25 protein-coding genes and 2 riboswitches are annotated in these 25,540 nt (G+C 71.2%); of the genes, 13 read left to right on the top strand and 12 right to left on the bottom strand.

Translation table 11 applies throughout. The features are described from left to right. Window positions 1-23 precede the first annotated feature (23 nt). On the top strand, window positions 24-1,292 hold the full coding sequence (locus tag ACFY1J_RS03775; RefSeq protein ID WP_390706950.1) for a sensor histidine kinase: 1,269 nt from the start codon (window positions 24-26) through the stop codon (window positions 1,290-1,292). On the opposite strand, the gene ACFY1J_RS03770 is transcribed toward ACFY1J_RS03775, so the two are convergent. Next, window positions 1,270-2,838 carry an alpha-L-arabinofuranosidase B gene (locus ACFY1J_RS03770; protein ID WP_390730514.1) on the bottom strand — a complete coding sequence of 523 codons (1,569 nt, stop codon included), beginning with the start codon at window positions 2,836-2,838 and terminating at the stop codon, window positions 1,270-1,272. The two genes, ACFY1J_RS03775 and ACFY1J_RS03770, sit on opposite strands and share 23 nt — an antisense overlap. A gap of 227 nt (window positions 2,839-3,065) precedes the next feature. On the opposite strand from ACFY1J_RS03770, the gene ACFY1J_RS03765 reads away from it, so the two are divergent. Beyond that, the gene (locus ACFY1J_RS03765) at window positions 3,066-3,677 is read left to right on the top strand and encodes a response regulator (protein ID WP_390706302.1); all 612 of its coding nucleotides are present in this window, start codon (window positions 3,066-3,068) and stop codon (window positions 3,675-3,677) included. A gap of 12 nt (window positions 3,678-3,689) precedes the next feature. Here ACFY1J_RS03765 and ACFY1J_RS03760 read toward each other — a convergent pair whose 3' ends face one another. The 4 genes from ACFY1J_RS03760 to ACFY1J_RS03745 form a co-directional block, all read right to left on the bottom strand. Next, entirely contained in the window at window positions 3,690-4,481 is a 792-nt protein-coding gene (locus ACFY1J_RS03760; RefSeq protein WP_390706303.1) for a hypothetical protein, read from the bottom strand. A 29-nt stretch (window positions 4,482-4,510) separates the two neighbouring features. After that, complete coding sequence (locus ACFY1J_RS03755) at window positions 4,511-5,050, bottom strand: SigE family RNA polymerase sigma factor (RefSeq protein ID WP_390706304.1); 540 nt, start codon at window positions 5,048-5,050, stop codon at window positions 4,511-4,513. A 62-nt stretch (window positions 5,051-5,112) separates the two neighbouring features. Beyond that, window positions 5,113-6,582: an MFS transporter gene (locus ACFY1J_RS03750; protein ID WP_390706305.1), complete on the bottom strand. Its 1,470-nt coding sequence runs from the start codon at window positions 6,580-6,582 to the stop codon at window positions 5,113-5,115. A gap of 112 nt (window positions 6,583-6,694) precedes the next feature. After that, on the bottom strand, window positions 6,695-7,906 hold the full coding sequence (locus tag ACFY1J_RS03745) for a beta-ketoacyl synthase N-terminal-like domain-containing protein (protein ID WP_390730513.1): 1,212 nt from the start codon (window positions 7,904-7,906) through the stop codon (window positions 6,695-6,697). 160 nt (window positions 7,907-8,066) lie between these two features. Here ACFY1J_RS03745 and ACFY1J_RS03740 point away from each other — a divergent pair, with 160 nt between their 5' ends. The 5 genes from ACFY1J_RS03740 (at window position 8,067) to ACFY1J_RS03720 (ending at window position 13,813) form a co-directional block, all read left to right on the top strand. Further along, entirely contained in the window at window positions 8,067-9,809 is a 1,743-nt protein-coding gene (locus ACFY1J_RS03740; RefSeq protein ID WP_390706306.1) for an MFS transporter, read from the top strand. A gap of 150 nt (window positions 9,810-9,959) precedes the next feature. After that, a complete protein-coding gene (locus ACFY1J_RS03735; RefSeq protein ID WP_390706307.1) occupies window positions 9,960-10,613 on the top strand; it encodes a class I SAM-dependent methyltransferase in 654 nt (217 codons plus the stop codon). 164 nt (window positions 10,614-10,777) lie between these two features. Further along, window positions 10,778-11,743 carry an N-acetylmuramoyl-L-alanine amidase gene (locus tag ACFY1J_RS03730; protein WP_390706308.1) on the top strand — a complete coding sequence of 322 codons (966 nt, stop codon included), beginning with the start codon at window positions 10,778-10,780 and terminating at the stop codon, window positions 11,741-11,743. Between the two features lie 191 nt (window positions 11,744-11,934). Further along, window positions 11,935-12,699: a hypothetical protein gene (locus ACFY1J_RS03725; RefSeq protein WP_390706309.1), complete on the top strand. Its 765-nt coding sequence runs from the start codon at window positions 11,935-11,937 to the stop codon at window positions 12,697-12,699. A 103-nt stretch (window positions 12,700-12,802) separates the two neighbouring features. Beyond that, on the top strand, window positions 12,803-13,813 hold the full coding sequence (locus tag ACFY1J_RS03720; protein WP_390730512.1) for an LLM class F420-dependent oxidoreductase: 1,011 nt from the start codon (window positions 12,803-12,805) through the stop codon (window positions 13,811-13,813). Here ACFY1J_RS03720 and ACFY1J_RS03715 read toward each other — a convergent pair. Continuing rightward, window positions 13,810-14,376, bottom strand: coding sequence for a hypothetical protein (locus ACFY1J_RS03715; protein WP_390706311.1), 567 nt, complete (start codon window positions 14,374-14,376; stop codon window positions 13,810-13,812). The two genes, ACFY1J_RS03720 and ACFY1J_RS03715, sit on opposite strands and share 4 nt — an antisense overlap. A 141-nt stretch (window positions 14,377-14,517) precedes the next feature. Between ACFY1J_RS03715 and ACFY1J_RS03710 the strand changes: the two genes are divergently transcribed. Continuing rightward, window positions 14,518-14,811, top strand: a complete 294-nt coding sequence (locus tag ACFY1J_RS03710; RefSeq protein ID WP_363298975.1) for a hypothetical protein — start codon at window positions 14,518-14,520, stop codon at window positions 14,809-14,811. A gap of 169 nt (window positions 14,812-14,980) precedes the next feature. On the opposite strand, the gene ACFY1J_RS03705 is transcribed toward ACFY1J_RS03710, so the two are convergent. Genes ACFY1J_RS03705 through ACFY1J_RS03695 form a run of 3 tightly spaced genes read right to left on the bottom strand, consistent with a single transcriptional unit; the run spans window position 14,981 to window position 18,209 of the window. Beyond that, complete coding sequence (locus tag ACFY1J_RS03705) at window positions 14,981-16,051, bottom strand: prenyltransferase/squalene oxidase repeat-containing protein (RefSeq protein ID WP_390706312.1); 1,071 nt, start codon at window positions 16,049-16,051, stop codon at window positions 14,981-14,983. Beyond that, window positions 16,048-16,809 (bottom strand): class I SAM-dependent methyltransferase, encoded by a 762-nt coding sequence (locus ACFY1J_RS03700; protein WP_390706313.1) that lies wholly within the window; start codon window positions 16,807-16,809, stop codon window positions 16,048-16,050. The genes ACFY1J_RS03705 and ACFY1J_RS03700 overlap by 4 nt, the downstream gene beginning before the upstream one ends. Continuing rightward, window positions 16,803-18,209: a glycosyltransferase family 4 protein gene (locus tag ACFY1J_RS03695; protein WP_390706314.1), complete on the bottom strand. Its 1,407-nt coding sequence runs from the start codon at window positions 18,207-18,209 to the stop codon at window positions 16,803-16,805. The genes ACFY1J_RS03700 and ACFY1J_RS03695 overlap by 7 nt, the downstream gene beginning before the upstream one ends. A 220-nt stretch (window positions 18,210-18,429) precedes the next feature. Between ACFY1J_RS03695 and ACFY1J_RS03690 the strand changes: the two genes are divergently transcribed. Together ACFY1J_RS03690 and ACFY1J_RS03685 are read left to right on the top strand one after the other, a co-directional pair. Beyond that, window positions 18,430-19,074, top strand: coding sequence for a TetR family transcriptional regulator (locus tag ACFY1J_RS03690; RefSeq protein ID WP_390706315.1), 645 nt, complete (start codon window positions 18,430-18,432; stop codon window positions 19,072-19,074). After that, window positions 19,067-19,408, top strand: a complete 342-nt coding sequence (locus ACFY1J_RS03685; protein ID WP_390706316.1) for a DUF6193 family natural product biosynthesis protein — start codon at window positions 19,067-19,069, stop codon at window positions 19,406-19,408. Before ACFY1J_RS03690 ends, ACFY1J_RS03685 begins: the two co-directional genes overlap by 8 nt. A gap of 33 nt (window positions 19,409-19,441) precedes the next feature. Next, window positions 19,442-19,618, bottom strand: a riboswitch (TPP riboswitch). A 61-nt stretch (window positions 19,619-19,679) separates the two neighbouring features. Here the strand turns inward: ACFY1J_RS03685 and ACFY1J_RS03680 are convergent. Further along, on the bottom strand, window positions 19,680-19,913 hold the full coding sequence (locus ACFY1J_RS03680; protein ID WP_390706317.1) for a ferredoxin: 234 nt from the start codon (window positions 19,911-19,913) through the stop codon (window positions 19,680-19,682). A gap of 3 nt (window positions 19,914-19,916) precedes the next feature. Then, a complete protein-coding gene (locus tag ACFY1J_RS03675) occupies window positions 19,917-21,374 on the bottom strand; it encodes an aldehyde dehydrogenase (RefSeq protein ID WP_390706318.1) in 1,458 nt (485 codons plus the stop codon). 172 nt (window positions 21,375-21,546) lie between these two features. Between ACFY1J_RS03675 and ACFY1J_RS03670 the strand changes: the two genes are divergently transcribed. After that, complete coding sequence (locus ACFY1J_RS03670) at window positions 21,547-22,572, top strand: MBL fold metallo-hydrolase (RefSeq protein ID WP_390730511.1); 1,026 nt, start codon at window positions 21,547-21,549, stop codon at window positions 22,570-22,572. A 53-nt stretch (window positions 22,573-22,625) separates the two neighbouring features. Here the strand turns inward: ACFY1J_RS03670 and ACFY1J_RS03665 are convergent, their stop codons facing one another. Further along, window positions 22,626-23,291, bottom strand: coding sequence for a phosphotransferase (locus ACFY1J_RS03665; protein WP_390706320.1), 666 nt, complete (start codon window positions 23,289-23,291; stop codon window positions 22,626-22,628). Window positions 23,292-23,362: 71 nt separating this feature from the next. After that, window positions 23,363-23,491: riboswitch (cobalamin riboswitch) on the top strand. A gap of 114 nt (window positions 23,492-23,605) precedes the next feature. Between ACFY1J_RS03665 and ACFY1J_RS03660 the strand changes: the two genes are divergently transcribed. Then, the gene (locus tag ACFY1J_RS03660) at window positions 23,606-24,838 is read left to right on the top strand and encodes a prenyltransferase/squalene oxidase repeat-containing protein (protein WP_390706321.1); all 1,233 of its coding nucleotides are present in this window, start codon (window positions 23,606-23,608) and stop codon (window positions 24,836-24,838) included. Further along, the gene (locus tag ACFY1J_RS03655; protein ID WP_390706322.1) at window positions 24,835-25,482 is read left to right on the top strand and encodes an SCO2322 family protein; all 648 of its coding nucleotides are present in this window, start codon (window positions 24,835-24,837) and stop codon (window positions 25,480-25,482) included. Before ACFY1J_RS03660 ends, ACFY1J_RS03655 begins: the two co-directional genes overlap by 4 nt. The last annotated feature ends 58 nt before the right edge of the window (window positions 25,483-25,540 follow it).

Genomic DNA, 25,540 nt, shown 5'->3' with positions numbered 1-25,540 from the left:
GGGGATCTCGGGTGAACAAGGACATGTCGTGGTGGCAGGGGATCCGGTGCCAGGTGTCCGCCTGGCAGGCCGCACGTGCGGCGTGGAGGGCGGACATGGACCGCTTCCGGGCCGCGCAGAAGGCCGCCCGGAAGAACGGGCAGATGCCCGAGCATCCGGGCCCGCCGCCCACCGGTTTCGCGCTGCTGCCGTGGCTTCTCATGGGACTGGGCTCCTTCTCCAATCTCTTCCAGGGCAAGACCGCCAACCCGTGGATCGGCGGCCTGGGTCTGCTCGCCTTCAACTCGCTGTACATCTACGTGACGTTCCGCGCCTTCGACCGTGAGAAGCGCGAGGCGACGTCCACCCGGGTGGCACTGCTGCTGATGGGCCTGCTGACCACGGGCCTGGCCCTCGGGTACGGCGGCAGCTGGCTGCTGTTCTTCCCCCTGCTGGGCCTCGCGACGGGCGCCACGCTGCGCGGGCCGTGGCTGGGCAGGACGGGCATCCTGCTGGCCGCGTTCGCCGGTACCGTCTCCGGCTTCCGCGACGGGTGGGACGCGGTGAACATCGCCTACGGCACCTTCCTGTCGAGCATGGTGACCGCCGCGATCCTGGGCCTCAGCGAGGCCGTACGCGAACTGCGCGCCGCCCGTGAGGAACTGGCCCGCCGCGCGGTGGAGAAGGAGCGCCTGCGCTTCTCCCGCGATCTGCACGACCTGCTCGGCCACACCCTGTCGGTGATCGTGGTGAAGTCGGAGGCGGCACGGCGTCTCGCCCCGCGCGACATGGACGCGGCGCTGACGCAGATCAACGACATCGAGTCGGTCGGCAGGCAGGCGCTGACCGAGATCCGCGAAGCGGTGACCGGCTACCGGGAGGGCAGCCTCGCCACGGAGCTGACCCGCGCCCGCTCGGCCCTGTCCGCGGCCAGTGTGGAGCCGGTGGTCAGGCAGTCCGGCACCCCGCTGACCCCGCAGACGGAGGCCCTGCTGGGCTGGGTGGTGCGCGAGGCGGTCACCAACGTCGTCCGGCACAGCGACGCCGGCCGCTGCGAGATCACCGTCGAGAGCAGCACCGAGCGGGCACGGCTGACGGTCACGGACAACGGCACCGGCGCGGCCGCCGCCGAACCCCGGGAGGGCATCGGCGGCACCGGGCTCAAGGGGCTGACCGAGCGTCTCGCGACGGCGGGCGGCTCCCTGCGGGCCGGCCCGTCGCCGCGCGGCGGCTTCACGGTCACCGCCGAACTCCCCACGGAATCGGCGGAGCTGTCGGCGACCGGGGCGGCTACGGCGCCCAGGGCGAGCTGACCACCCAGCTCACGTCGTCGCTCCACGACGTGCTGCTGTCCCAGGTGTTCGAGCCGCCGTTGCTCGCTATGTAGACGTTGAAGTTGTAGTGGCGCAGATATCTGGTCGGGTAGTTGTACGACGCGAACGAGGTGCCCGTGCCGCTCTTCCCGGTCTGTGGGCAGAACGTGGCGTCGGCCCTGAACTGGGCGCTGCCATCCATGGGCTGCCGGTAGAGCCGGTAGTTGTAGTGGCGCAGGAAGTCACCGGGGTAGTTGCGCGACTCGAAGGAGACGCAGGAGCCGGCGGCGAGGCCCTTGCGGACGATCCAGGTGGCGTCGCTCTTGTCGAGGGCCGAACTGCTGGATGTCACCGCGGAGATGACGGCCGCGTTGTTCTGGTGGCGGACGTAGTCGGTGGTGCAGCAGGAGGTCGTCGCGCGCAGTGAGATCTCCGAGCCGGCCGTGAGGGAGCCGGTGCTGCCGGTCGGGCCGCCGTAGCCGACGGAGACGATGTTGGCCTGCACGGCGTCGTCGGCGGTGTCCGTCGGGATGCCGGAGGTCATGACGCCCTCGAAGAAGGACCCTATGGAGCCGTTGCTGTTGTCACCGCCGGTGCCGAGCACGATCGCGCCCTCCTGGTGCATCGGCGAGTAGCCGCCGGCGGTCGGCTCTCCTCCGGAATATGTGGTGGTGAGTCCACCGGATTGCGCATTGCCGTATTTCAGCGCGAAATGGTTCTGCCCGTTGTTCTTCAGCAGTGCGGTGACGAACGGCAGCGGGCCGGTTCCGGTGTTGGACGTGTTCTTGCTGTACCCGGCATCCGACTGGAACAGACCGTTCTCCAGGTCGGCCTGCACCCACGGACCCTGGCCGTAGCAGGGCGAGAACCAGCACTCGGTGCCGAAGTTGATGGCGTCCATGTGGCCGTTGCCGGTGTCCTTGTTGTTCGTCTCGGCGTTGCCATAGTCGAAGCAGCAGGCGCCGTTGACATGCGTGCCGGAGGTCACCATGTACATCCCCTCGGCCTGCCCGTTCACGGCCACGCCGGAGGTGGAGTTGTCCCGGTAGCCCATGCCGGCCGAGATCTCCAGGCCGTAGACCTGGTGGCCGCCGACGGTCACCGCAAGCGCGTCCGCGGGTGCCCCGACATCGGCCGCGCCGGCCCCGCCCGCGCCCTCGATCGTGAGGTCGTTGTGGCGCGAGGACTGGTCGTAGATCTTGGTGATGATGCAGGTCGTACCGGAGCAGAAGGAGTCCTGCGCGGCCGCGTTGGCATATCCGCCCGTAGTCAGCAGCCCGATGTTGGCGGTGGCGCTGTCGGAGGCGCGCTGCACCTGGTAGAGCGAGCCGCCGTAGGACGAGTAGAGCGCCCGGGCGAGGCTGTGCGCGGCGACGCAGGGCGTGCCCGCGGCGGCGTAGATGTCACAGGGCAGCGAGCTTGCGGCGGCCGCCTGCGGGGCGCCGACGCCGAGCAGCAGCGCGGCGACGGTGGCGAACGCCGCGAGGACGGACAGGGCGGCCCTTCTCAGCCGCCGGGGACGTGAGCGCGGGAGTCTTGGGAACACGGTGCACCTCTTCGGTTTCTCGTAGGGCGGTGCGGGCACGGTCGATCCGGTATGGTCGAAATACCGGACGCCGTTCGATCGAAATACCGAACTCTTTCGGCGTCGAAATGCCGAACAATTACCGGAAATGCAGAGGCGATTGTTTGCGCGTCATCTGAAGACGTCAACCCCCGCGGACCCGAACAATGACGAGTCTTTAATTGGCCGCGCTTGGCTACGCTTGGGTCGTGAAGAACATCCGGGTCCTGCTCGCCGAGGACCAGGGCATGATGCGCGGCGCCCTGGCCCTCCTGCTCGGCATGGAGGACGACATCGAGGTGGTCGCCCAGATCGCGACCGGCGACGCGATCGTGGACGCCGCGCTGCTGCACCGGCCCGACGTGGCCCTGCTGGACATCGAACTGCCGGGCATGAGCGGGCTGGACGCGGCGCAGCAGCTGCGCGAGCAGGCGCCCGACTGCCGGGTCCTGATCCTGACCACGTTCGGCCGGCCCGGCTATCTGCGCCGGGCCATGGAGGCCGGGGCCGCCGGCTTCCTGGTCAAGGACGGGCCGGTGGAGGAACTGGCCGAGGCGATCCGGCGCGTGCTCACCGGGGAGACCGTGGTCGACCCGGCGCTGGCCGCGGCCGCGCTCAGTGCCGGGCCGAGTCCGCTCACCGCCCGCGAGTGCGATGTGCTGAAGGCGTCGGTGGACGGTGCGACGGTCGCCGACATCGCCGGCAGGCTGCATCTGTCCGAGTCGACGGTCCGCAACTACCTGTCCTCCGCCATCGGCAAGACGGGCACCCGCAACCGGGCGGAGGCGGTACGGGAGGCCCGGCAGCAGGGGTGGCTGTGACCTCCCGGTGGCCTACTTCGTCACCTCCACCGACTTGAAGCTGGTGCTCGCCGGCGCCAGACACACGAACCAGTTGGCCGGGAAGCCCTCGGCCGCCCGGATCGCCGGCTGCTCGGTACTGACCTCGGTGTTCGCCGGTGGCTTGGCGACATCGGTGGTCGTGCCGTCCTTCCAGGTGCAGGTGACCCGCTCGGCGGTCTTGGCGACCTGACCGACCACCAGGCGCGTGGGCCCGTCGGTGCCGGGCAGCAGAGGGGCCGCGCCCGCCTTGAGGTCGTGGCCCGACATTCCGTCCGGCCGGGTGACCGAGTCGAAAATGATCGTCGACGGCTCGTCGTCCCCGACGGCCCGGCGTACGAAGTAGGAGGTCTTGCCGACCAGTGCGGACGCCCTCTCTACGGCGCCGGGGAACACCCCGTACTCGCCCATCTCCTGGATCTGGCGCGCAGCCTCCGACTCATCCCGCGGCGCTCCCCACACGTCGAGGAAGACCTGCCACTTCTTGCCGTGGTCGGTGCCGGTGGCGAGGTCGGTCCGCTGCGGCTCATACACATGCCGCGCCTCCGGCGAAGCCGGCCGCGTGGCCACCGGCGCTCCCCTGTCCCCGTGCCCGCCCGGCATCCCGGTCAGCGCCAGCGTCGCCCCCGTGGAGCCCGCCAGCACCAGTGCCGTCGTCGCCGCGACCGCCCAGCGTCGCGCCCTGCGGCGCCGTCCGCCGCGCATGACCGCCTGCACCGGGGCTATACCGATCTCGACCTCGTCCGCGGCGTCCGCGAGGAGGAGGGCGATGTCCGTCTGCGTCATGTCGTTGTTCCTCTCCCGGTCCGCGCTCATCACTTCCGCCCTCCGTGGGTCACCATCTCGGCCAGCCCCGGTATGGCGCGGAGTTTCGCGATCCCCTTGGCCGCATTGCTCTTGACCGTGCCGACCGAGCAGCCCATCGCCTCGGCCGCCTGGGTCTCCGTCAGGTCCTCCCAGTACCGCAGAACCACCGCCTCCCGCTGCCGCGCGGGCAGTTGGCCGAGCGCCTTCAGCAGGGCGCTGCGGTCGTCGGCCTGGGAGATGCGGTCGCCGGTGTCGGCCACCTCGTGCGCCAGACCCGAGTCGTCCCTCGGCGCCAGGAACTCCTTCAGCCTTCTGCGGTGCCTGCGCGCGTGCGCGTTGATCATCACGCGCCGCACATAGGCCTCCGGGTCGTCCGCCGAGCCGACCTTTCGCCAGGCCACATAGACCTGTTCGAGCGTCGACTGGACGAGGTCCTCAGCGGCGTGCTGCTCCCCCGTGAGGAGAAATGCCGTACGCATCAGCCGCGGCCAGCGGCCGATGACGAAGCTCTGGAACTCCTCGTCCCGAGCCTTCTTGCGATCCCCCATGGGCACCTCCTAGATGTACAAAGGAGTCCACGGACCGCCCGGATCGTTGCCTCCCCCTCGCCTCAATTCGCAGAGGTCGCGGAAGCCGCCGAAGTCGCCGCGGTCTTCGAAACCCTTCGCGGCAGCCACACCAGCATCAGCACCGCCCCGCCGAGCAGAACCGCCGTACCCGTGCGGAAGGCCAGCGCGTATCCGTCCGTGAGCGCCTCGGCCCCGCCGCCGCTCCCCGTCCGGGCCGCCGCGATGGTCGACATCACCGCGAGCCCCAGCGAACCGCCCATCGTGCGCGAGGTGTTGACCAGCCCGGACACCACACCGGCGTCCCCCGGCGCCGCGCCCGACGTGGCCAGCGAGGCGAGCGGGGTCGCGGCCAGGCCCGCGCCCAGCATCATCAGGATGCCCGGGAACATGATCGCCGTCAGATAGCCGCCGTGCGCGCTCATCGTCGACTGCCAGCCGAACCCGGCCGCCGCCACCAGCGTGCCGAGGCCCGCCAGGCCGCGGGCCCCGGCCACCGGCAGCAGGCGCGGCGCCAGCTTCGAGCCCACGATCACGGCCAGGGAGCTGGGCACCAGCGCGAGTCCGGCGTCCAGCGGCGAGTAGCCGAGCACGTTCTGCGCGTACAGCGTCATGAAGTACCACATGCAGAACATCGCCGAACCGCACACGAACATGGCCACGTTGGCCGACGCCACCGAGCGCAGCCGCAGCAGCCCGAGCGGCATCAGCGGGGCCGCCGTGCGCGCCTCCACGAGGAGGAACAGCCCGATGAGCGCGAGCCCGGCGGTCAGCGGCACCAGCGTGGCCGCGGCCGTCCACCCCTTGGCCTCGGTCTGCACGATCCCGTAGGCAAGCGTCGCGAGCCCGCCCGTCACCAGGAGCGCGCCCGGCAGATCCAGCCGCCGCCGGTCCCCCGCCCTGCTCTCCACCAGCCACACCAGGGAGCCGGCCAGCACCACGGCGCCCACCGGCACGTTGATGAGCAGCACCCACCGCCACGACAGCACGTCCACCAGCACCCCGCCGACCAGCCCGCCCGCGGCGCCACCGCCCGCGCCCACCGCGGTCCAGGTGGCGATGGCCCGCGCCCGTGCCGCGCCCTCCGGCACCGCCGCCGTCAGCAGGGTCAGCGTCGAGGGCGCCAGCACCGCCGCCCCGAGCCCCTGCACGGCTCGCGCCAGCAGCAATTGCCAGCCCTCCTGGGCCGCCCCGCCGCCCAGCGAGGCCAGCGTGAACAGCCCGAGCCCGATCAGGAACATCCGCTTGCGGCCGTACAGGTCCCCGGCCCGGCCGCCCAGCAGCATGAACCCGGCGAAGGCGATCGCGTACGCGTTCACCACCCACTGCAACCCGGACGGGCTCAGGCCGAGGTCGGTGCGCATCGAAGGCAGCGCCACGTTGACGACGGACACGTCCAGTACGACCAGGAACTGTCCGGCGCAGGCGAGCGCCACCACCAGCCAGGTGGGGGGTGTGGTGCGAGGGCGTATGAAGGAGGAGGAGGTGTCGGCGGCTTCGAGCATGGGTGTCATGCTCTCAACCCGGTTACGGTCCTTGCATCGGGATTTCGCCCCACCGCGCCTCGGTCCAGCGACCTACACCGCCGGCCCATCCGTCTGCACCGCGGCCCATCCGCCCGACGGCCTACACCGCCCGTACCAACGTCACGACCGCCGCCCCGCCCAGCCCGATGTTGTGCGCCAGACCCACCCGGGCCCCCGCCACCTGCCGCTCCCCCGCCTCGCCCCGCAGCTGCCAGACCAGCTCGGCGACCTGCGCGAGGCCCGTGGCGCCCAGTGGATGGCCCTTGGAGATGAGCCCACCCGACGGGTTCACCACCCACCGCCCGCCGTACGTGGTCGCGCCCGACTCGACGAGCCGCCCCGACTCCCCGGGTTCGCACATGCCGAGCGCCTCGTACGTCAGCAGTTCGTTGACGGAGAAGCAGTCGTGGAGCTCGACGACGTGCACGTCCTCGATGCCGAGGCCGGAGCGGTCGTACACCTGGCGTGCCGCCTCCTGGGACATGGGCAGGCCGACGACGTCGATGCAGGAGCCCGACGCGAAGGACTCCTCCGTGTCGGTCGTCATCGCCTGCGCGACGATCTCGACGAGGCCCGTGAGCCCGCGCCGCTCGGCGAACCGCTCCGACACCACCACGGCCGCCGCGGCGCCGTCCGAGGTCGGCGAGCACTGGAGCTTGGTGAGCGGGCGGTGGACGGTGCGCGCGGCGAGGATGTCGTCCACCTCGTACACGTCCCGGAACTGGGCGTACGGGTTGTGCGCGGAGTGGCGGTGGTTCTTGGCGGCCACGGCGGCCAGCTGCGCCTCGGTCGTGCCGTACCGCTCCATGTGCTCGCGGGCCGCGTCGCCGAAGATCTGCGCCGTGGGCGGGGTCATCTCGAATCCGTGCCGGGTGGCCATGATGCCGTAGTGCCGGGCGACCGGAGAGGTCGAGCCCCATCCATCAGCGGCTCCGCCGCGGGCCCCTCCGTCCGCGCCTCCCCCCAGCGCCCCCTTCTTCATCTTCTCGAAGCCCAGGGCGAGGACGCAGTCGGCGGCCCCGCCCTCGACGAGCTGCCGGGCCAGCATCAGGGCGGTCGAGCCGGTCGCGCAGTTGTTGTTGACGTTGTAGACGGGGACGCCGGTCAGGCCGAGTTCATAGGCGGCGCGCTGCCCGGCGGTCGAGGGCTGGAAGCAGTAGCCGACTGGAACCTGTTCCACATCGGTGTACGAGATCCCGGCGTCCGCGAGCGCCGCGCCTCCCGCCTCCCCAACCATGTCCCAGTACTGCCATTCACGCGTTTCGGGCTTCTCGAACCTGGTCATTCCGACACCGGCGACATAGGCCTTCATGGCGCGCCAGACTAGAACGTGTTTCATCAACCTGCCAGACCTGACGGTGGATCAGATCCCCATGGGAAGGTCAAGAATTCATTAGCAGCCCGAAGCAACGGAATAGTTGCCCGTGCATACGAGGTTTACCCGGCACTTATCGCACGGGAGGCCTCACTCAATGACGCACACGACGACCGACCAGCCCACCCGCAGGGCGAGCGGGGCCCTGGTCCCGGTGCTCGCCTTCGCGGGCATCGTGGTCGCGGTGATGCAGACCCTGCTCGTCCCGGTCATCAAGGACCTGCCACAACTGCTGGGCACCGCGCCGAGCAACGCCACCTGGGTGCTGACCTCGACGCTGCTGTCCGGCGCCGTCGCCACCCCGATCATGGGCCGCCTCGGCGACCTGTACGGCAAGCGGCGCATGCTCGTGCTCAGCCTCGCCGTGATGGTGGTCGGCGCACTGATCAGCGCGCTCACCAGCGAGCTGCTCACGATGATCGTGGGCCGTACGCTCCAGGGCTTCGCGATGGGCGCGATCCCGCTCGGCATCGGCCTGATGCGCGACATGCTGCCGCGCGAGCGACTCGGCTCGGCGATGGCCCTGATGAGCTCCTCGATCGGCGTCGGCGGCGGCCTCGCGCTGCCCGCCGCGGCCCTGGTCGCGCAGCACGCCGACTGGCACGCCCTGTTCTACGGCGCCGCCGGCCTCGGCGTGCTCTCCATCGTCCTCACCCTGCTCGTCGTGCCCGAGTCCCCGATGCGCGCCGAGGGCTCCTTCGACCTGCTGGGCGCGCTGGGCCTGTCCACCGGCCTGGTCCTGCTGCTCCTGCCGATCACCAAGGGCAGCGACTGGGGCTGGTCCTCCGGCACCACGCTCGGCCTGTTCGCCGCATCGATCGTCGTCCTGGTCCTGTGGGGCGTCCTCGAACTGCGCACCAAGGCCCCGCTGGTCGACCTGCGCACCACCGCCCGCCGCGAGGTGCTGCTCACCAACCTCGCCTCGATCATGGTCGGCGTCAGCTTCTACGTCGTCTCGCTCGTCCTGCCCCAGCTGCTCCAGCTGCCCACCGCCACCGGCTACGGCCTCGGCCAGTCGATGGTCGTCGCGGGTCTGCTCGTCGCGCCGCTCGGACTGACGATGATGTTCACGGCGCCCGTCTACGCACGGCTGTCCGCGAAGTACGGCCCCAAGGTCACGCTGATCCTCGGCATGCTGATCATCGCGATCGGTTACGGCGCCGGCCTCGGCCTGATGAGCGCCGCCTGGCAGAGCCTGGTCATCGCGGTGATCCTCGGCGCGGGCATAGGCCTGGCCTACTCCTCCCTCCCCGCGCTGATCGTCGGCGCGGTCCCGGCCTCGGAGACGGGCGCGGCCAACGGCCTCAACACGCTGATGCGGTCCATCGGTACGTCCGTCTCCAGCGCCGTCATCGGCATGGTGCTGGCCAACACGGCGAACACCGTGGGCGGCGTGGAGATCCCGACGATGCACGGCTTCCGTGTCTCGTTCCTGATCGCGACGGCCGCGGTGGCGGTCGGTCTGCTGCTGGCCGTGTTCCTGCCGAAGCCGAGCCGCCCCGCACAGCACACGCAGCTGCGCGCGAGCAGCGAGGAGGACGCCGCGCTGGAGCGGGCCGAGGAGGTGCTGCGTGGTTTCCGCGGGCGGGTTCTGGACGCCGAGGGCGCCCCGGTCGCCCGTGCCAAGGTCACCCTGATCGACCGCCGCGGCCGTCAGGCGGGCGCCACGCTCTCCGGCGAGGACGGCAGCTACGCGCTCGCGGTTCCGGCCGAAGGTGCGTATGTGCTGGCCGCACGGGCCTTTGGTCATGGCCCGCTTGCGTCGTCCGCCACCCACTCCGGCGAGGAGCGGGCTGTCGATCTGGATCTTTCGCTGCCGGGGGAGATTGTCAGCGCGTAGAGCTCGGCGGGGTCGGTCATCCGGCTGCCCACCCGCCGTCGTGGCTTGTCGCACGGTTCCCGCGCCCCTTCTGGCGTACCCCCTGTCACCTAGGTGGCGGGGGTGCGGCAGCATGGGCGCCCGGACAGCCGTATGACCGAAAGGCCCCCCATGCCAGTCGCCGCACCCAAGCCCGAGATCCTGGCCGCGTTCGAGGCGGCGAAGGGGTTCATGCCCGTGGACGAGGGGCTCGCGCTGTACGCGGCCGCCGTGGCGGCGGGCGGATTGGGGCTGCCGCTGCTGGAGGTCGGGACGTACTGCGGACGCTCGACGATCCTGTTCGCGGACGCGGCCCGGCAGGCCGGGGTCACCGCGCTGACCGTCGACCACCACCGGGGCAGCGAGGAGCAGCAGCCGGGCTGGGAGTACCACGACCCGGAGACGGTCGACCCCGAGATCGGTCTGATGGACACGCTGCCCACGTTCCGCCGGACGCTGCACCGGGCGGGCCTGGAGGACCACGTGGTCGCCCTGGTCGGCCGCTCGCCGCAGATCGCCGCGTTCTGGAACTCGCCGCTCGGCCTGGTCTTCATCGACGGCGGCCACACCGACGAGCACGCGACCGCCGACTACGAGGGCTGGGCTCCCCATGTCGCCGAGGGCGGACTGCTCGTCATCCACGACGTGTTCCCCCACCCCGAGGACGAGTTCACCGGCCAGGCCCCGTACCGCGTGTATCTGCGGGCCCTGGAGTCGGGCGCGTTCACGGAGGTGTCGGCGCCCGGGTCGCTGCGCGTACTGCGGCGGACGGGGACGGGGTTCTGACCTCGGCGGAGTCCGGGACGGGCGTCTGAGCACGGCGCGGTCCGGGACGGGGGTCCGACCCCGGCGCGGTCCGGTACGCCGGTTGTGGCCCCGCCCGGCGGCACACCACCCATTGGGACCGCCGTACCGTGTGACCGCCCGGGGTGGCCGCTAGGGTGGCAGACGTGTCGTACGTAGGCCCGGACTTCGATCCGCCCCAGCAGCGCCGCCCCCGGCGAGCGCCCCTGACCGTCGCGCTCGCCGCGCTGGTGCCCGGTGCGCTGCTCGGCTGGCTCGTGTACGAGGCGGTGGGCGACCCGGGTGACTCGGGCGGCTCCGACAGCGCGGGCGGCGCCTCCGCCTCCGCGTCCCCCACGCCCTCGGCCCCGTCGTCCTCGGCGTCCCCCAGCGACGACGCCAAGAAGCCCAGCCCGACGCGCGCGGGCTCGAAGCCTGCCGCCCCGGCCGGCTCCGGGCCCCTCAAGGGCAAGGTGATCGTCATCGACCCGGGGCACAACCCCGGCAACTTCCGGCACACGGCCGAGATCAACCGCCAGGTGAACATCGGGACGAACTGGAAGGAGTGCGACACCACCGGGACGTCCACCAACGCGGGCTACACCGAGGCGCAGTTCAGCCTGGACGTGTCCCACCGGCTGCGCGCGATCCTGGAGGATCAGGGCGCGACGGTGAAATTCACCCACGACGGGGACGAGCCGGCCTGGGGGCCGTGCGTGGACGAGCGGGCCCAGATCGGCAACAACGCGCATGCGGACGCGGCCATTTCCATCCACGCCGACGGATCCGCGGAGGGCAACCGGGGCTTCCACGTCATCCTGCCGGCGTCCGTGCACGCGGGCGCGGCGGACACCCGTCCGATCGTGGCCTCCTCGCGCGACCTCGGTGAGCGGGTCGCGGGCAACTTCGTACGCGTAACGGGCAGCGCTCCCTCCAACTATGTCGGCGACGGTACCGGTCTCGTCACACGTCAGGACCTGGGCGGTCTCAATCTGTCAACGGTTCCCAAGGTGTTCATCGAGTGCGGGAACATGCGCGATAGCAAGGACGCGGCACTGCTGACCAGCGGTGCGTGGCGGGAGAAGGCGGCGCAAGGGATCTCTGAGGGAATCGTGAGCTTCCTGCGCGGGTAGGAGTCAGCGGGCAGATCCCTGCGGACACCCCGATCGGACGGACGATAGTGTCATCAGTACGATCAGGGGCCTCCCCCGCGCTTCACACCGGGACCTGACGGCGACAGAGTGACAGCGACGCCTCTACCGACGACGAGACGACCTACGAAGGACCTGAAGTGAATATCCGCTCCCTCACTCGAGGCGACGGCGTGGTGATCGGAGCAGCGGTGTTGCTGTTCATCGCGTCGTTCCTCGCCTACTACTCCGTGTCGATCTCCGGTTATTCGGACAGCCGGAACGCATGGGAAGAGCTGGGAACTGGCCTGGGGACGTACATGGGGGCCGTCATCGGCGCCGCGCTGATCGTCCTCAACCGCGCCATGCCGCAGCAGCGCAAGGTGCTCGGCCTGGATCTCGGCATGGTCGGCACGGGCTTCACGATCCTCGCCGCATGGACCCTGTTCTGGTCGCTGGTGGACGTTCCCGACAACGTGAACGCCGGTGCCGGCCTCATCCTCGGTTTCATCGCCGCCCTCGCCCTGGCCGGCGCCGCCGTCGCCACCCCGCTCGTCCCCGCCCTCCAGGCCGCCCTGATGCCGGCGCCCACGCCGCAGGCCCCGCAGCCCTACGGCGCCCAGCCGCAGGCTGGTTACGGCTACCCCGGCGCCCAGGCCCCGCAGGCGCAGGCGCAGGCGCCGTACGGTGGTCAGCCGCAGCAGGGGCAGCCGTTCGGGCAGCAGCCGCCGGCTCCGGCCCAGCAGCAGCCGTCCAGCGGGGACTTCTCGCCGTTCTGGTTCGCCGTGCCGGTGGCTCGGCCGCTGTTCGCGGAGGACGGCTCGCCGGCCCCGATCGCCGAACTGGCGCCGGGCACCTGGTACCTGGCCGTCGAGCAGCGCGGCGCCCAGTTGGTCGCCCAGACCCAGGACGGCCGCCGCGGCGTCCTGCAGGACACCTCCGGGATCCAGCGCGGCTGAGCACGCCCCGCGCACCGACGCACACGGCCCCTCGCCCTTCCGGGCGGGGGGCCGTTGCCGTACAGTCGCCCTCCGACAACTGACGGACCGTCAGGAGGCAGGCATGCGGCTCGGTCTCGCACTCGGCTACTGGGGCCGGGGCCCCTCCGCGGACCAGGTGTCGCTGGCGCAGGAGGCGGAACGGCTCGGGTACGACTCCGTGTGGACGGCCGAGTCCTGGGGCTCGGACGCGTTCACCCCGCTCACCTGGATCGCGGCGCGGACCTCAAGGATCGGGCTGGGTACGGCGGTTGCCCAGATGGCCGCCCGCTCGCCGACCACCACCGCCATGCACGCGCTGACCCTGGACCATCTGTCCGGCGGCCGCATGATGCTCGGGCTCGGGCTGTCCGGGCCGCAGGTCGTGGAGGGGTGGTACGGGCGGCCGTTCCCCACATCGCCGCTGACCGCGACCCGGGAGTACGTCGACGTCGTACGGCAGGTGCTGCGCCGCGAGGCGCCGGTGGAGCTGGCCGGGCGCTTCCACTCGCACCCGTACCGGGGCCCGGACGCCACCGGCCTCGGCAAACCCCTGAAGCCGATCACCCACCCCCTGCGCCCCGATCTGCCGGTCCTGCTCGGCGCCGAGGGGCCCAAGAACGTCGCCCAGACGACCCGGATCGCGGACGGCTGGCTGCCGCTGTACTGGTCGCCGAACCGTCCCGAGGTGTACGGGCCCGCCGTGACCGGCCTTCCGGAGGGCTTCCTGGTGGCCCCCATGGCGCGTGTGAAGGTCTGCGACGACGTCGGCGAGGGCCTGCTGCCCGTCAAGGCCATGCTCGGCTTCTACATCGGCGGGATGGGACACGCGTCCCGCAACTTCCACGCCGACCTGATGGCGCGCATGGGGTACGAGGAGGAGGCCCGGCGGATCCAGGAGCTGTTCCTGGCGGGCCGGCGCGAGGAGGCGGTGCTGGCCGTCCCGGACGCCTTCGCCGACGAGATCTCGCTGGTCGGCCCGCGCGAACGCATCGCCGAGCGGCTGGAGTCGTGGCGCAAGGGCCCGGTGACGGACCTGCTGGCCCTGTCCCCGGACCCTCACACACTGCGGGAGCTGGCGGAGCTCAACTCCTAGGAGCCGCCGCTCAGCTGGGACGCCGACGGGACCTTGTTCTTCACCTCGGCGCCCGCGCTCTTACCGGCGTCCTTCACCTTGTTGATGATGTCGTCGAAGGAGTCGGCCACCCCGTCGGGGGAGTCGCCCTTGCGCAACTTGGACGGCAGGGTCTTGAGGGACTCGATACCGGCGGTGAGCGGTGCGAGGGCCTTCGACAGCGTCGGATCGCCCTCGGCGTTCCGCCCGGCGGCCTTGAGGCGGTTGTAGGCGAAGGCACCGGCGAGCCCGGCCTTGACCAGGGTGAACTTGCGTCCCTTCGCGCCCTTCTTGAACTTGCCCTCCTTCCAGGGCTTCACGATCCACTGGTACGTCGCCCCCGCGGCGAGTCCCGCGTTCGCCACGAAGCGTGTCTTGGCGAACTTCTGCCGTTCCGCGGAGGTGGTGGGGCTGGGGGTGTGGGCGGCGACCACGGCCGCGTCGTTCCGGGTGAAGGTTTCGCCCTTTCCGCAGGCGGTGGCGCCGGCGACCAGTGCGCAGCACAGCGTGAGCGCCACGAAGAGGCGCCGTATCGGTACAGCCACGGAGTCCTCCGGGGTGTTCTCCCCGAGTGGATGTCTCTCCCGGCAGGCTCGCTCAGGGCGGCCGATTGCGCCACTTGGGGGAATCCCGTACAGGATTCACCTTTACTGTTTCACCTGGGAATGAGCGGCAACCCGAAGGGCATGTCCCCTCAATATCGCAACGGCGCCAACCAGGCAGGAACGGTCATCGCGATCGTCGCCGACGTCATGGCCTTCATTCTCGGCCTGTGGATCCTGATGTATCTGCTGGACGCAAATCGGGCCAACAGTCTCGTCCAGTTCGTTCATGACTCGGCCGGATGGCTGGCGGGTTGGTCGCACGACCTGTTCACGTTCGACGAGGCGTGGGCACGCGTGGTCGCCGGTTACGGCCTCGCCGCGGTGGTGTACCTCTTCGTGGGCCACGCGATCGCCGCCCGGATCCACCGCCACTGAACGCTCCGCTTCAAGCCGCGGCCGCCCACGATCTCGGGGGCCGGTCGCGCAGTTCCCCGCGCCCCTGAGAGCGCCCACGAGCTCGGGACCGACCGGCCATCGGCGAGTGCCGGCCGTCGGGGGTCGGTCGCGCAGTTCCCCGTGCCCCTTTGGGGGCGCGGCAGCTGGGCTATGTGCAGCAGTCCGGGTCCAAGCCCCTTGGTAGGTGTTCTCCGCCGAATACCGCGCACGTGGCCTCGTGGCCGCCCAGGGCCGCTACTGCCAGGAGCAGGGAGCCTGCTGTCCATGTCGTGAGTTCTTGGGGCCAGATGGCCTTGTCGTCGAAGACGTAGCCCGTCCAGTAGAGGCCGCTGTCGGGGTCGCGGAGGTGCTGGATGGACTGGAGGATCTCCAGGGCGCGGTCGGACTCGCCCATGGCCCACAGGGCGAGGGCGAGTTCGGAGGACTCGCCGCCGGTGACCCAGGGGTTGGGGATCACGCAGCGCACGCCGAGGCCGGGCACCACGAAGCGGTCCCAGCCTTCCTCCATGCGGGACTTGGCCTCCGCGCCGGTCAGCGCGCCGCCCAGGATCGGGTAGTACCAGTCCATCGAGTAGCGGTCCTTGTCCAGGAACCGCTCCGGGTGGCGGCGGATCGCGTGCCGGAGCGCACCCAGCGCCAACTCCCAGTCCGGCTGCGGCTCTTCACGCTGCTCGGCGATGGCGAGCGCACAGCGCACGGCGTGGTGGATGGAGGAGCTGCCGGTCAGCAGCGCATCCGCCGTGGCCGTGCCGTCGTCCTCGCGCCGCCAGCCGATCTGGCCGCCGGGCTGTTGCAGGCGCAGAACCCATTCCATCGCCGCGTAGACCGAGGGCCACATGCGGTCGAGGAACACGTCGTCGCCGGTGGAGAGGTAGTGGTGCCAGACGCCTACGGCTATGTACGCCACGAAGTTCGACTCGCGGGCGCGGTCCGTGACGTCGTCGTGGGCCCCGTCCGTGTACGCCGCGAACCAGGAGCCGTCCTCGTTCTGGTGCGTGGCCAGCCAGGTGTAGGCCCGTTCCGCGGCCTCGTGCTCGCCCGCCGCGTCCAGCGCCATGGCCGCCTCGGTGTGGTCCCACGGGTCCAGATGGTGCCCGCGGAACCACGGGATCGCGCCGTCCTCGCGCTGCACGGCGAGGATGCCGCGCACGGTCTCGGCAGCCTGCTCGGCGGTGAGGACCCCGGGCAGGACCAGGTGTTCTGTCCGGGGGGTCGTCACTTGGCGGCCGCCTCGGAAGACTCGGAAGCCTCGGGAAGCGTCGGCAGGTGCGGCTTCGTCGCGTAGAGCACGAAGCTCTTGCCGATCAGCGGGTTCAGCGCCTGCTCGGCGACCCGGGTGGCCAGCGGCTTCTTCATGATGTCCCAGACCAGCAGCTTGTGGTACGCCCGCACCGGCAGCGCCTTGTCGTTGTCGACGCCGAACGCGCACTTCAGCCACCAGTACGGGGAGTGCAGGGCGTGGGCGTGATGGGTGCCGTACGGCCGCAGACCGGCCTCGCGGACCTTCGCCAGGAGTTCGTCCGCCTTGTAGATGCGGATGTGGCCGCCCTCGACCTCGTGGTAGGCGTCGGACAGCGCCCAGCAGACCTTCTCGGGGCCGTGCCGCGGCACGGTGATGGCGATGCGGCCGCCCGGCCTGAGCACGCGGACCATCTCGGCCAGGACGCCCTTGTCGTCGGGGATGTGCTCCATCACCTCGGAGATGATGACGACGTCGAAGGACTCGTCCGGGAAGGGCAGCGCGAGGGCGTCGCCCTCCATGGCGGTGGCGGTCGCGCCGGCCGGGGCCTCGCCCGCCTCCTTCATCGCCGCGAACCACTTGGCGACCTCGCGGATCTCCTCGCCGTTCTGGTCGAGGGCCACGACCCGGGCGCCGCGCCGGTAGCACTCGAAGGCGTGCCGGCCGGCCCCGCAGCCGAGGTCCAGGACGCGGTCGCCCGGGGCGAGCGGGAACCGGGAGAAGTCGACGGTCAGCACGAGGCCCTGCTTTCGCGGTCGGCGGTGAGTGGTTCTTCGATGACGGCTGCTGCGGCGGCCTGCGGGCGCACCGGCGTGCTGGTGGGGCTCCCCGACCGGGCGATGGCCTCGCGGTACCGGGTCACCGTGCCTTCGGCGGCCCGGGCCCAGGTGAACCTCTCCAGCACGCGCTCACGGCCCGCCGCGCCGAGCCGTGCCCGCAGCGCCGGGTCACCCAGCAGTCTGCTCAGTGCGGCGGCCAGTGCCCCCGCGTCGCCGGGCGGCACCGCGAGGCAGGTCTCGCCGTCGCGGCCGGCGACCTCGGGGATCGCGCCGCCGGTGGTGGCGACCAGCGGGGTGCCGGTGGCCATGGCCTCGGCGGCCGGCAGCGAGAAGCCCTCGTACAGGGACGGCACGCAGGCCACCTCGGCCGAGCGGACCAAGTCGACCAGTTCGGCGTCCGAGATGCCCTTCACGAAGTCGACGGAGCCCTCCAGGCCGTACCGCTCGATGGCCTGGGCGACCGGCCCGTCCTCGGCGCGCTTGCCGACGACGACGAGGTGTGCGCCGGGATGCTCGGTGCGCACCTTCGCGAGCGCCTCGATCAGGAAGATCAGGCCCTTGAGCGGCACATCGGCGCTGGAGGTGGTCACGATCCGGCCGGGCACCTGGGGCACCGCCGGATTCGGCGAGAAGAGGTCGGTGTCGGCGCCGATGTGGACCACGTGGATGCGGTCCTCGCGCACTCCGAGGTGGTCGACGATCTCCTGGCGGGAGGTGCCGGAGACGGTGAGGACCGACGGCAGCCGGCGGGCGACGCGCTTCTGCATGCGGGTGAAGGCGTACCAGCGGCGCACGGAGTAGCGGCGCTGCCATCCCTCGGCGGCGTCCAGCTCCAACTGCCGGTCGACGGTGATGGGATGGTGGATGGTGGTGACCAGGGGCGCGCCGATGTCGCCCAACAGGCCGTAGCCGAGGGTCTGGTTGTCGTGCACGACGTCGAACCGGCCGCGCAGGGCGCGCAGATGACGGCGGGCGCGCAGGGAGAACGTCAGCGGTTCGGGGAAGCCGCCGGTCCACATGGTCGCGACCTCGAGCGCGTCGACCCAGTCGCGGAACTCGTCGCGTGCCGGGGTGCGGAAGGGGTCGGGCTGGCGGTAGAGGTCGAGGCTGGGCAGCTCGGTCAGGCTCAGCCGGCCGTCGTGGGCCTCGTCCTCGTCGAGCACGGGGTACGGCTGGGAGCCGATGACCTCGACCCGGTGGCCGAGACGGGCCAGCTCGCGCGACAGGTGCCGTACGTAGACGCCCTGACCCCCGCAGAACGGGTTCCCTTTATAGGTGAGAAGCGCGATGTCGAGCGGTCGCTCGCCGTCGGCGGCGAGGTCCTGTCGGGGACCCGCCTCCCTGGCCTCAGCGGTCACTCTGGGCCCCCTTCTCCCTGCGTTTTCCCGCGAGACTACGTCGGGACGCTAATCTAGAACAAGTTTCAGACTTGATCGTTCAGGAGGCTCTGAATCTACCGGCAGGTAGCGGCACTGTGAGCAGTGGATCAGGTGATTCGCGCCACGGCGGGACCCCTGCCATGCTGGCTGATCAACAGCCCTCACCGATGCCCTCACCGACTGTCACGGAGCGGGACCCATGCCTGCGCAAGCCAAGGTGGAAGCCAGTACCGTTCGCCCGGCCTCGCCGCCCCTCACCGAGCGGCAGGAGGCCCGTCGGCGGCGGATCCTGCATGCGAGCGCGCAGCTGGCCAGCCGGGGAGGCTTCGACGCGGTGCAGATGCGGGAGGTCGCGGAGTCCTCGCAGGTGGCCCTGGGCACGCTCTACCGCTACTTCCCGTCCAAGGTGCATCTGCTGGTCGCCACCATGCAGGACCAGCTGGAGCACATGCACGGCACCCTGAGGAAGAAGCCCCCGGCGGGCGAGAGGGCGGCGGAGCGGGTGGCGGAGACGCTGATGCGGGCCTTCCGTGCCCTTCAGCGCGAGCCGCACCTGGCCGACGCCATGGTCCGGGCGCTGACCTTCGCGGACCGCAGCGTGTCCCCCGAGGTCGACCAGGTCTCCCGGCAGACGACGGCGATCATCCTGGACGCGATGGGCCTGGAGAACCCCACCCCCGAGCAGCTGTCCGCGGTCCGCGTCATCGAGCACACCTGGCACTCGGCCCTGATCACCTGGCTGTCGGGCCGCGCCTCCATCGCCCAGGTCAAGATCGACATCGAAACGGTGTGCCGCCTGATCGACCTGACGGATCCGGCGGCAGGCAAGGCAACCCGTGGCTGAGGCCCCCGACGCCGAGACCGCCTGGCGGTGGCTCCTGGAGCGCAGGCCCGGGACCAGGGGCTACCACGGCGGTGACTGGCTGTTCGCGTTCATCGCGGCCGCCCACGCCGAGCCGCGCCTGCGCGCGCTGTATCCGTTCCCGACACACGGCACGCTGAAGTTCCTGCGGAGCGGTCCACCGTTCGACGGGACACATCGCGACGATCTGCCCTACATCATCTGCTCCGGACCCCCGTACGCGGTGCACGCGATCCACCGCGGCGCTCTCGGCAAGGGCGCGACGCCCGAGGAGGCGGTGGCGCTCGTGGTCACTCACCTGCCCGCGGTGCTGTGAGCGCCCGAAAGGGCCTGCGTGAGCGCACGAAAAGGACCTACGAGACGGGTTCCCTTCGCCGGCATTGCCCGGATCAGGTAATGGGGGTCGCTCTCAGGTCCGACTACTACCTTTGAGCCTCTCAGCCCGACCGTCGACGTCGGCAACGGCGGATGCTTTACGCGTCACGCCAGAGTCGGCTACTCCGGTCGAACTCCCTCACTCGCCCCGTAGGCCAATTACCAGTATAGACCGGATACTGCCTGACGGAACCGCACAAATAGGAAATTTTTCAGTCCTCCGGCGGGAACACCGGCTCCCCGCTCCCGAGCATCGTGATCACGATGGCCTCCACCGGACAGCTCTCCGCCGCCGCCAGCACCCGCTCGTTCGCGTCGGCGTCCGGCTCCACCGGCCGGGACTGCCGGCCGGTGTCGAGGCGGAAGCCGTCGGGCGCGTGGTGGACGCACTGGGCGGAGCCGATGCAGACGGAGCGGTCGACCTCGACGTGCCAGCGGTCTCCCATGCCCTAGCCCTCCCAGCCGGCCGGGAGGTGGATCATCTTGTGCTCAAGGAACTCGCCGTACCCCTCGGGCCCGAACTCCCGCCCCAGACCGGAGCTCTTGTAGCCGCCGAAGGGGCCGAGCATGTCGAGGCTGAAGGTGTTCACCGAGTACGTGCCCGTACGGACCTGCCGTGCGACGTCGATGCCGTGCGCGACGTCGGCCGTCCACACGCTGCCGGACAGCCCGTAGTCGGAGTCGTTGGCGATCTTCACCGCCTCCGACTCGTCTCCGTACGGCAGGAGGCAGATCACCGGGCCGAAGATCTCCTCGCGGGCGATCCGCATGGAGTTGTCGACGTCGCCGAAGAGGGTCGGCTCCACATACCAGCCGCGTTCCAGCCCCGGCGGGCGCCCGCCGCCGGTGAGGATCTTGGCGCCCTCCTCCTGGCCGATGCGGATGTAGTCGAGGTTGCGCTGCTGCTGGCGGCGGGCGACCAGCGGGCCGACCTGGGTCGCCGGGTCGAGCGGGTCGCCGACCTCGAGCGCGCTCGCGGCGGCGGCGAAGGCGTCCGCGAACTCGTCGTAGCGGGAGCGCGGCAGGAGGATGCGGGTCTGGGCGACACAGGCCTGGCCGTTGTTCATCCAGGCCGCCGAGACGATCCCGGGCACCGACGTCTCGATGTCCGCGTCGGGCAGGACCACCGCCGCCGACTTGCCGCCGAGCTCCAGCGTCACGCGCGTGAGATTGCGGGAGGCCACCTCCATCACGCGCTTGCCGGCCGCGACCGAGCCGGTGAAGGAAACCTTGTCGATCCCGGGGTGCCCGACGAGGTACTCACTGACCTCGCGGTCGGCGGGGAGGATCGACAGCACGCCCTCCGGCAGCCCGGCCTCCTTGGCGATCTCGCCGAGGAGGTAGGCGTCCAGCGGCGACTCGGGCGACGGCTTGAGCACCACCGTGCAGCCGGTGAGCAGGGCGGGCGCAAGCTTGGCGGCGGCGACGAACTGCGGGACGTTCCACGGGACCACGGCCGCGACCACGCCGACCGGCTCGCGCCGCACCAGGATCCTGCCGAGGACGCCGTCACGCGTCTCCTCGTACGTGAAGTTCCGCGCGACCGTGATCGCCGCGTCCCACACCATCATCGCGCCGAGCGCCTGCGCGAGGACGCTCCAGGAGTACGGCGAGCCGTTCTCGGAGGAGATCACCCGGGCGATCTCCTCGTGCCGGACGGCGATCGCGTCCTTGATCCGGGTGACGACCTCGACCCGCTCGTCCAAACTCATGCGCGGCCAGGGGCCCTGGTCGAAGGCGGTGCGCGCGGCGGCGACCGCCCGGTCCACGTCCTCGCGCGAGGCGTGCGGCACGCGGCCGATGACCTCCTCCGTGTGCGGGGAGATCACCTCGATGACGTCCTTGCCCAGGGGGTCGGTCAACTCCCCGCCGATGAACAGCTGTCCGTGTTCCACGAGCTCGGTCATGGCCGACTGCCTCCCCGGGGGCCGTGCACGTCTGACGATCCATCAGATAGGGAACTGATACCAGCTCCGCCCGGGGGAGTCCACGGATGCGACGAGGGACGGTTGGTCGACTCGGGCTCCCATGAAAACCTGTTCTAGTTATAGTGGCGGAAACGCGGTGATTGGGGAGCCCATGGCGCAGGTGCACGACCACGGTGGAGGCGTCCGTTCCCTCCAGGTCCCGATCCCGGACAACCCCCTCGGCCACACCCTCGTGTACGTCGTCGACACCGACCGCGGCCCGGTCCTCATCGACACCGGCTGGGACGACCCGGCCTCCTGGGACGCCCTCGCCGACGGTCTGACGGCCTGCGGTACGTCCGTCGCCGAGCTGCACGGCGTGGTGATCACCCATCACCACCCCGACCACCACGGCCTGTCGGGCAAGGTGCGGGAGGCCTCGGGCGCCTGGATCGCCATGCACGCGGCCGACACGGCGATCGTGCGCCGGACCCGCGAGACCCGCCCGGAGCGCTGGTTCACGTACATGGCGGCCAAACTCGTGGCCGCCGGTGCCCCGGAGGAACATGTGGCCCCGCTGCGCGCCGCCCGGCGCCGCACCCTCCCCGGCCTCTCCCCCGCACTGCCCGACCGGGAGATCGTCCCCGGTGAACTCCTTCCCCTGCCCGGCCGCCGGCTGCGCGCGATCTGGACGCCGGGTCACACCCCGGGCCATGTCTGCCTGCACCTGGAGGAAGAACACCCGTCCCGGCTCCCCGGCCACGGACGGCTCTTCTCGGGCGACCATCTGCTCCCGGAGATCACCCCGCACATCGGCCTGTACGAGGACCCGGACGACACGACCGTCACCGATCCCCTCGGCGACTACCTCGACTCCTTGGAACGGGTCGGCCGTCTGACCCCCGCCGAGGTGCTCCCCGCCCACCAGCACGCGTTCACTAACGCGCCCGCCCGCGTGCGGGACCTGCTGGCGCATCACGAGGAGCGGCTGGCCGGGCTCCTGGCCCTGCTCGTCGTGCCCCTCACGCCCTGGCAGCTGGCCGAGCGAATGGAGTGGAACCGCCCCTGGGACCAGATTCCCTACGGCTCACGCAACATCGCGGTCTCGGAGGCCGAGGCCCATGTCCGCCGCCTGGTGAAGCAGGGGCGCGCGGAGGCGGTGGCGGGGAGCGAGCCGGTGGCGTACGTGGCGGTGTGAGCCGTTCGTGGAACGGTGCCGCCCGGCCCGGCCCGCGACCTGGTCGTGTCCGCCTACGACACCAGCGCTCGTACCAAGTCCTCGGCGGCGCCCAGGAGTTCGACCTCACGGCGGCTCATCGTCGGGTTGGCCGCGCGGCGGGTGCGGGCCTCGGTGAGGCCGGACTCCGTGAGGGCGGAGGGGTCGGCGAGCAGGGCGGTGAGCATCGCGCGGGCCGGGTCGGCGATCGGCTCGGCGCCGACGGCGACCTGGGCCAGGATCACCGCGGACATGCCCCAGTCGAGGCCCGGCCGGCCGTCCTCCGCGTTGGTCCAGTCGATGACACGGGGGCCGTCCGGCGTGAGGATCACGTTGTCCGGGTGGAGGTCCAGGTGCAGGACACGGGCATCGGGGTCGGCGGAGTCCCGGGCGGGCACGGCGTGCAGCTGCCGCAGCAGCCCGGCAAGCATCGCGCCCCCTTCCCCCGGCCCGATCGAGCCCGCCAGCAGGGCTTCCAGCATCGTCGGCCCGGACAGCCGCTCCAGCACCAGGTCGGTGCGCGAGCCGGAGGGCCGTACCCGGGGCACGGGATACCCGTGGTCCCGTACGTACGTCATCACCGCGCCCTCGGCGGCCGCGTCCCCCCAGCCCTCCCGGTCGCGACGCAGCACCCACGCCTCGTCGATCTCGTACACGTCGGCCGAGCGGCCGGAGCCCAGCAGTCTCCCCGTGGTCGTCATGGCGTGACCTTAGCCACAGGACCCGGAGGCAGTGCCCCCTGCCCACGACCACCCCTGAGCCCTCCGGTTACGTGCCGGTAGAGTGACCGCGTCGTCATCACACCCGTACGGGGGAAAGCCGGTGCAATTCCGGCGCTGACCCGCAACCGTAATCCGCCGCAAGGGCGGTGAGCCGGACCGCCTCGCACGGGACGTTGACCGGCTCACGTGCGCCGGGGTCCGCCCGCGCACGGCACCGTCGAGGTATACGGAGCCGAGCCGCCCGGGGTGTCCCGTGCTGCCCGACTCCCCGCAGGGAGAGGCACCCGCCGACCATGAACGTACGCCGCAGTGCCGCGGTGCTGGGAGCCGTCGCCGTGATCGGCACGGCCACGCCCGCCACAGCCGCCGACCCGTCTGCATCCGCGTCCCCGTCGACGGCCCTCCCGTCCGGCCTGTACGGCACCGCGGACCCGAAGTACGACGGCGTCTGGCGCCAGTCGCTGGCGATGATCGCCCAGCGGGCGGTGGATGTGACGCCCGCGGCCAAGGCCGTGGACTGGCTGGCCGGGCAGCAGTGCGCGAACGGCGCGTTCGCCGCCTTCCGCGCCGACCCGGCCAAGGCCTGCGACAGCGGCGTCATGGTCGACACCAACAGCACGGCCGCCGCCGCACAGGCCCTCAAGGCGGTCGGCGGGCACGACGGTGCGATCCGCAAGGCGGTGGACTGGCTGAAGTCGCAGCAGAACAAGGACGGCGGCTGGGGATACACCCCGCACGGGGCCAGCGACACGAACTCCACGTCCGTCGTCATCGGCGCCCTCGCGGCGGCGGGCGAGGACCCCGCCGGCGTCCGCACGGGCGGCAAGTCGCCGTACGACCTGCTGGCGAAGATGTCCCTCCCCTGTGACGCCAAGGCCGGCGGCGCGCTCGCCTATCAGCCGGACAAGAAGGGCGAGCTGGCGGCCAACGCGGACGCAACGGCGGCCGGGGTGCTGGGCGCCCTCGGCAAGGGGTTCGTGGCGACGGCCGTGGACAGGCAGGCCGACTACGGGCAGTGCGCCAAGGACAAGCCGCTCACGGCGGGCGGAGTGTCGGGCAACGGCGCCGCGTACCTGGCGGTGACGCTCCTCCGCAACGACGACCACCTCAAGTCGGCGCTCCCCGGCGCCAAGGACCAGCCCGACTACGGCAACACCGCCGACGCGGTCGTCGCGCTCGCCGCGCGGGGCTGGAAGACGGAGGCGGAGAAGCCGTACGCCTGGCTGGAGAAGAACGCCCTTTCCTGGGCGAAGCAGAGCGGCCCGGCGGCCTACGCCGAGCTGATCCTCGCCGCGCACGCCATGGGCAAGAGCCCGTTCAGCTTCGGCGGTACGAACCTCGTGCAGGCGCTCAACACGACCGGGCCGGCCCCGCAGTTGGTCAAGAAGCCCACCGGATACGAGGCCGCGAAGTCCGACAAGTCCGACTCGGGCTACGGCGTCTGGTGGATCGTCGGCACCGGTCTGGTCGCGGGCACAGGCGTCGGCTTCCTGATCAGCAGCCGCAGGAAGCAGCAGCAGCCGTGACCGCCGTCCGCCGTGCCGTGCCACTGCTGCTGGCCGCGCTCGTCCTGTGGGCGTCCGCGGCTCAGGCAGAGGCCGTCGGCTACCGCTACTGGTCCTTCTGGGAGCGCGACGGCCACCGCTGGACCTACGCCACCCAGGGCCCGTCGACGGCCCGTCCCGTCGACGGGGACGTGCAGGGCTTCCGCTTCGCGGTGAGCGAGGACTCCGCCGACGCCACCCGTCCGCGCGGCACGGCGGACTTCGACACGATCTGCGCCGGGACGCCCGCCGCCAAGGGAAAGAAGCGGGTGGCGCTCGTCATCGACTTCGGTACCCCCACGGACGCCCCGTCCGGCGAGACCCCACCCGCCCGCCGCACGGCCTGCGCCCGTGTGTCCCCCGACGCGACAACGGCAGAGGCCCTGGCAACGGTCGCCAAGCCCCTCCGCTACGACACCAACGCCCTGCTGTGCGCGATCTCGGGGTATCCGGTGAAGGGGTGCGGGGAGCAGGTGAGTGCGCAGAAGAAGCCGACAGCTGCCACCGGGAAGCCGACGACACCGGACCATCACGGCCCATCGGTGGGACTGCTGGCCGGGGTGGGTGTGGTCGTACTCCTGGGAGCGGCAGCGGTGTGGCAGACGCGCCGCCGCAGGGATGTCTAGCCGCTTCAGCCGCGGGCAGTCGTGCCTCCCCCAAGCTCTTCGAGCAGGGGCGACCCCC

This window comes from Streptomyces sp. NPDC001406, from assembly GCF_042895285.1.
In the GTDB taxonomy this organism is placed as follows: domain Bacteria; phylum Actinomycetota; class Actinomycetes; order Streptomycetales; family Streptomycetaceae; genus Streptomyces.
The sequence above is the reverse complement of the archived record's forward strand: the minus strand, read 5'-3'. Positions and strand labels throughout refer to the sequence as shown.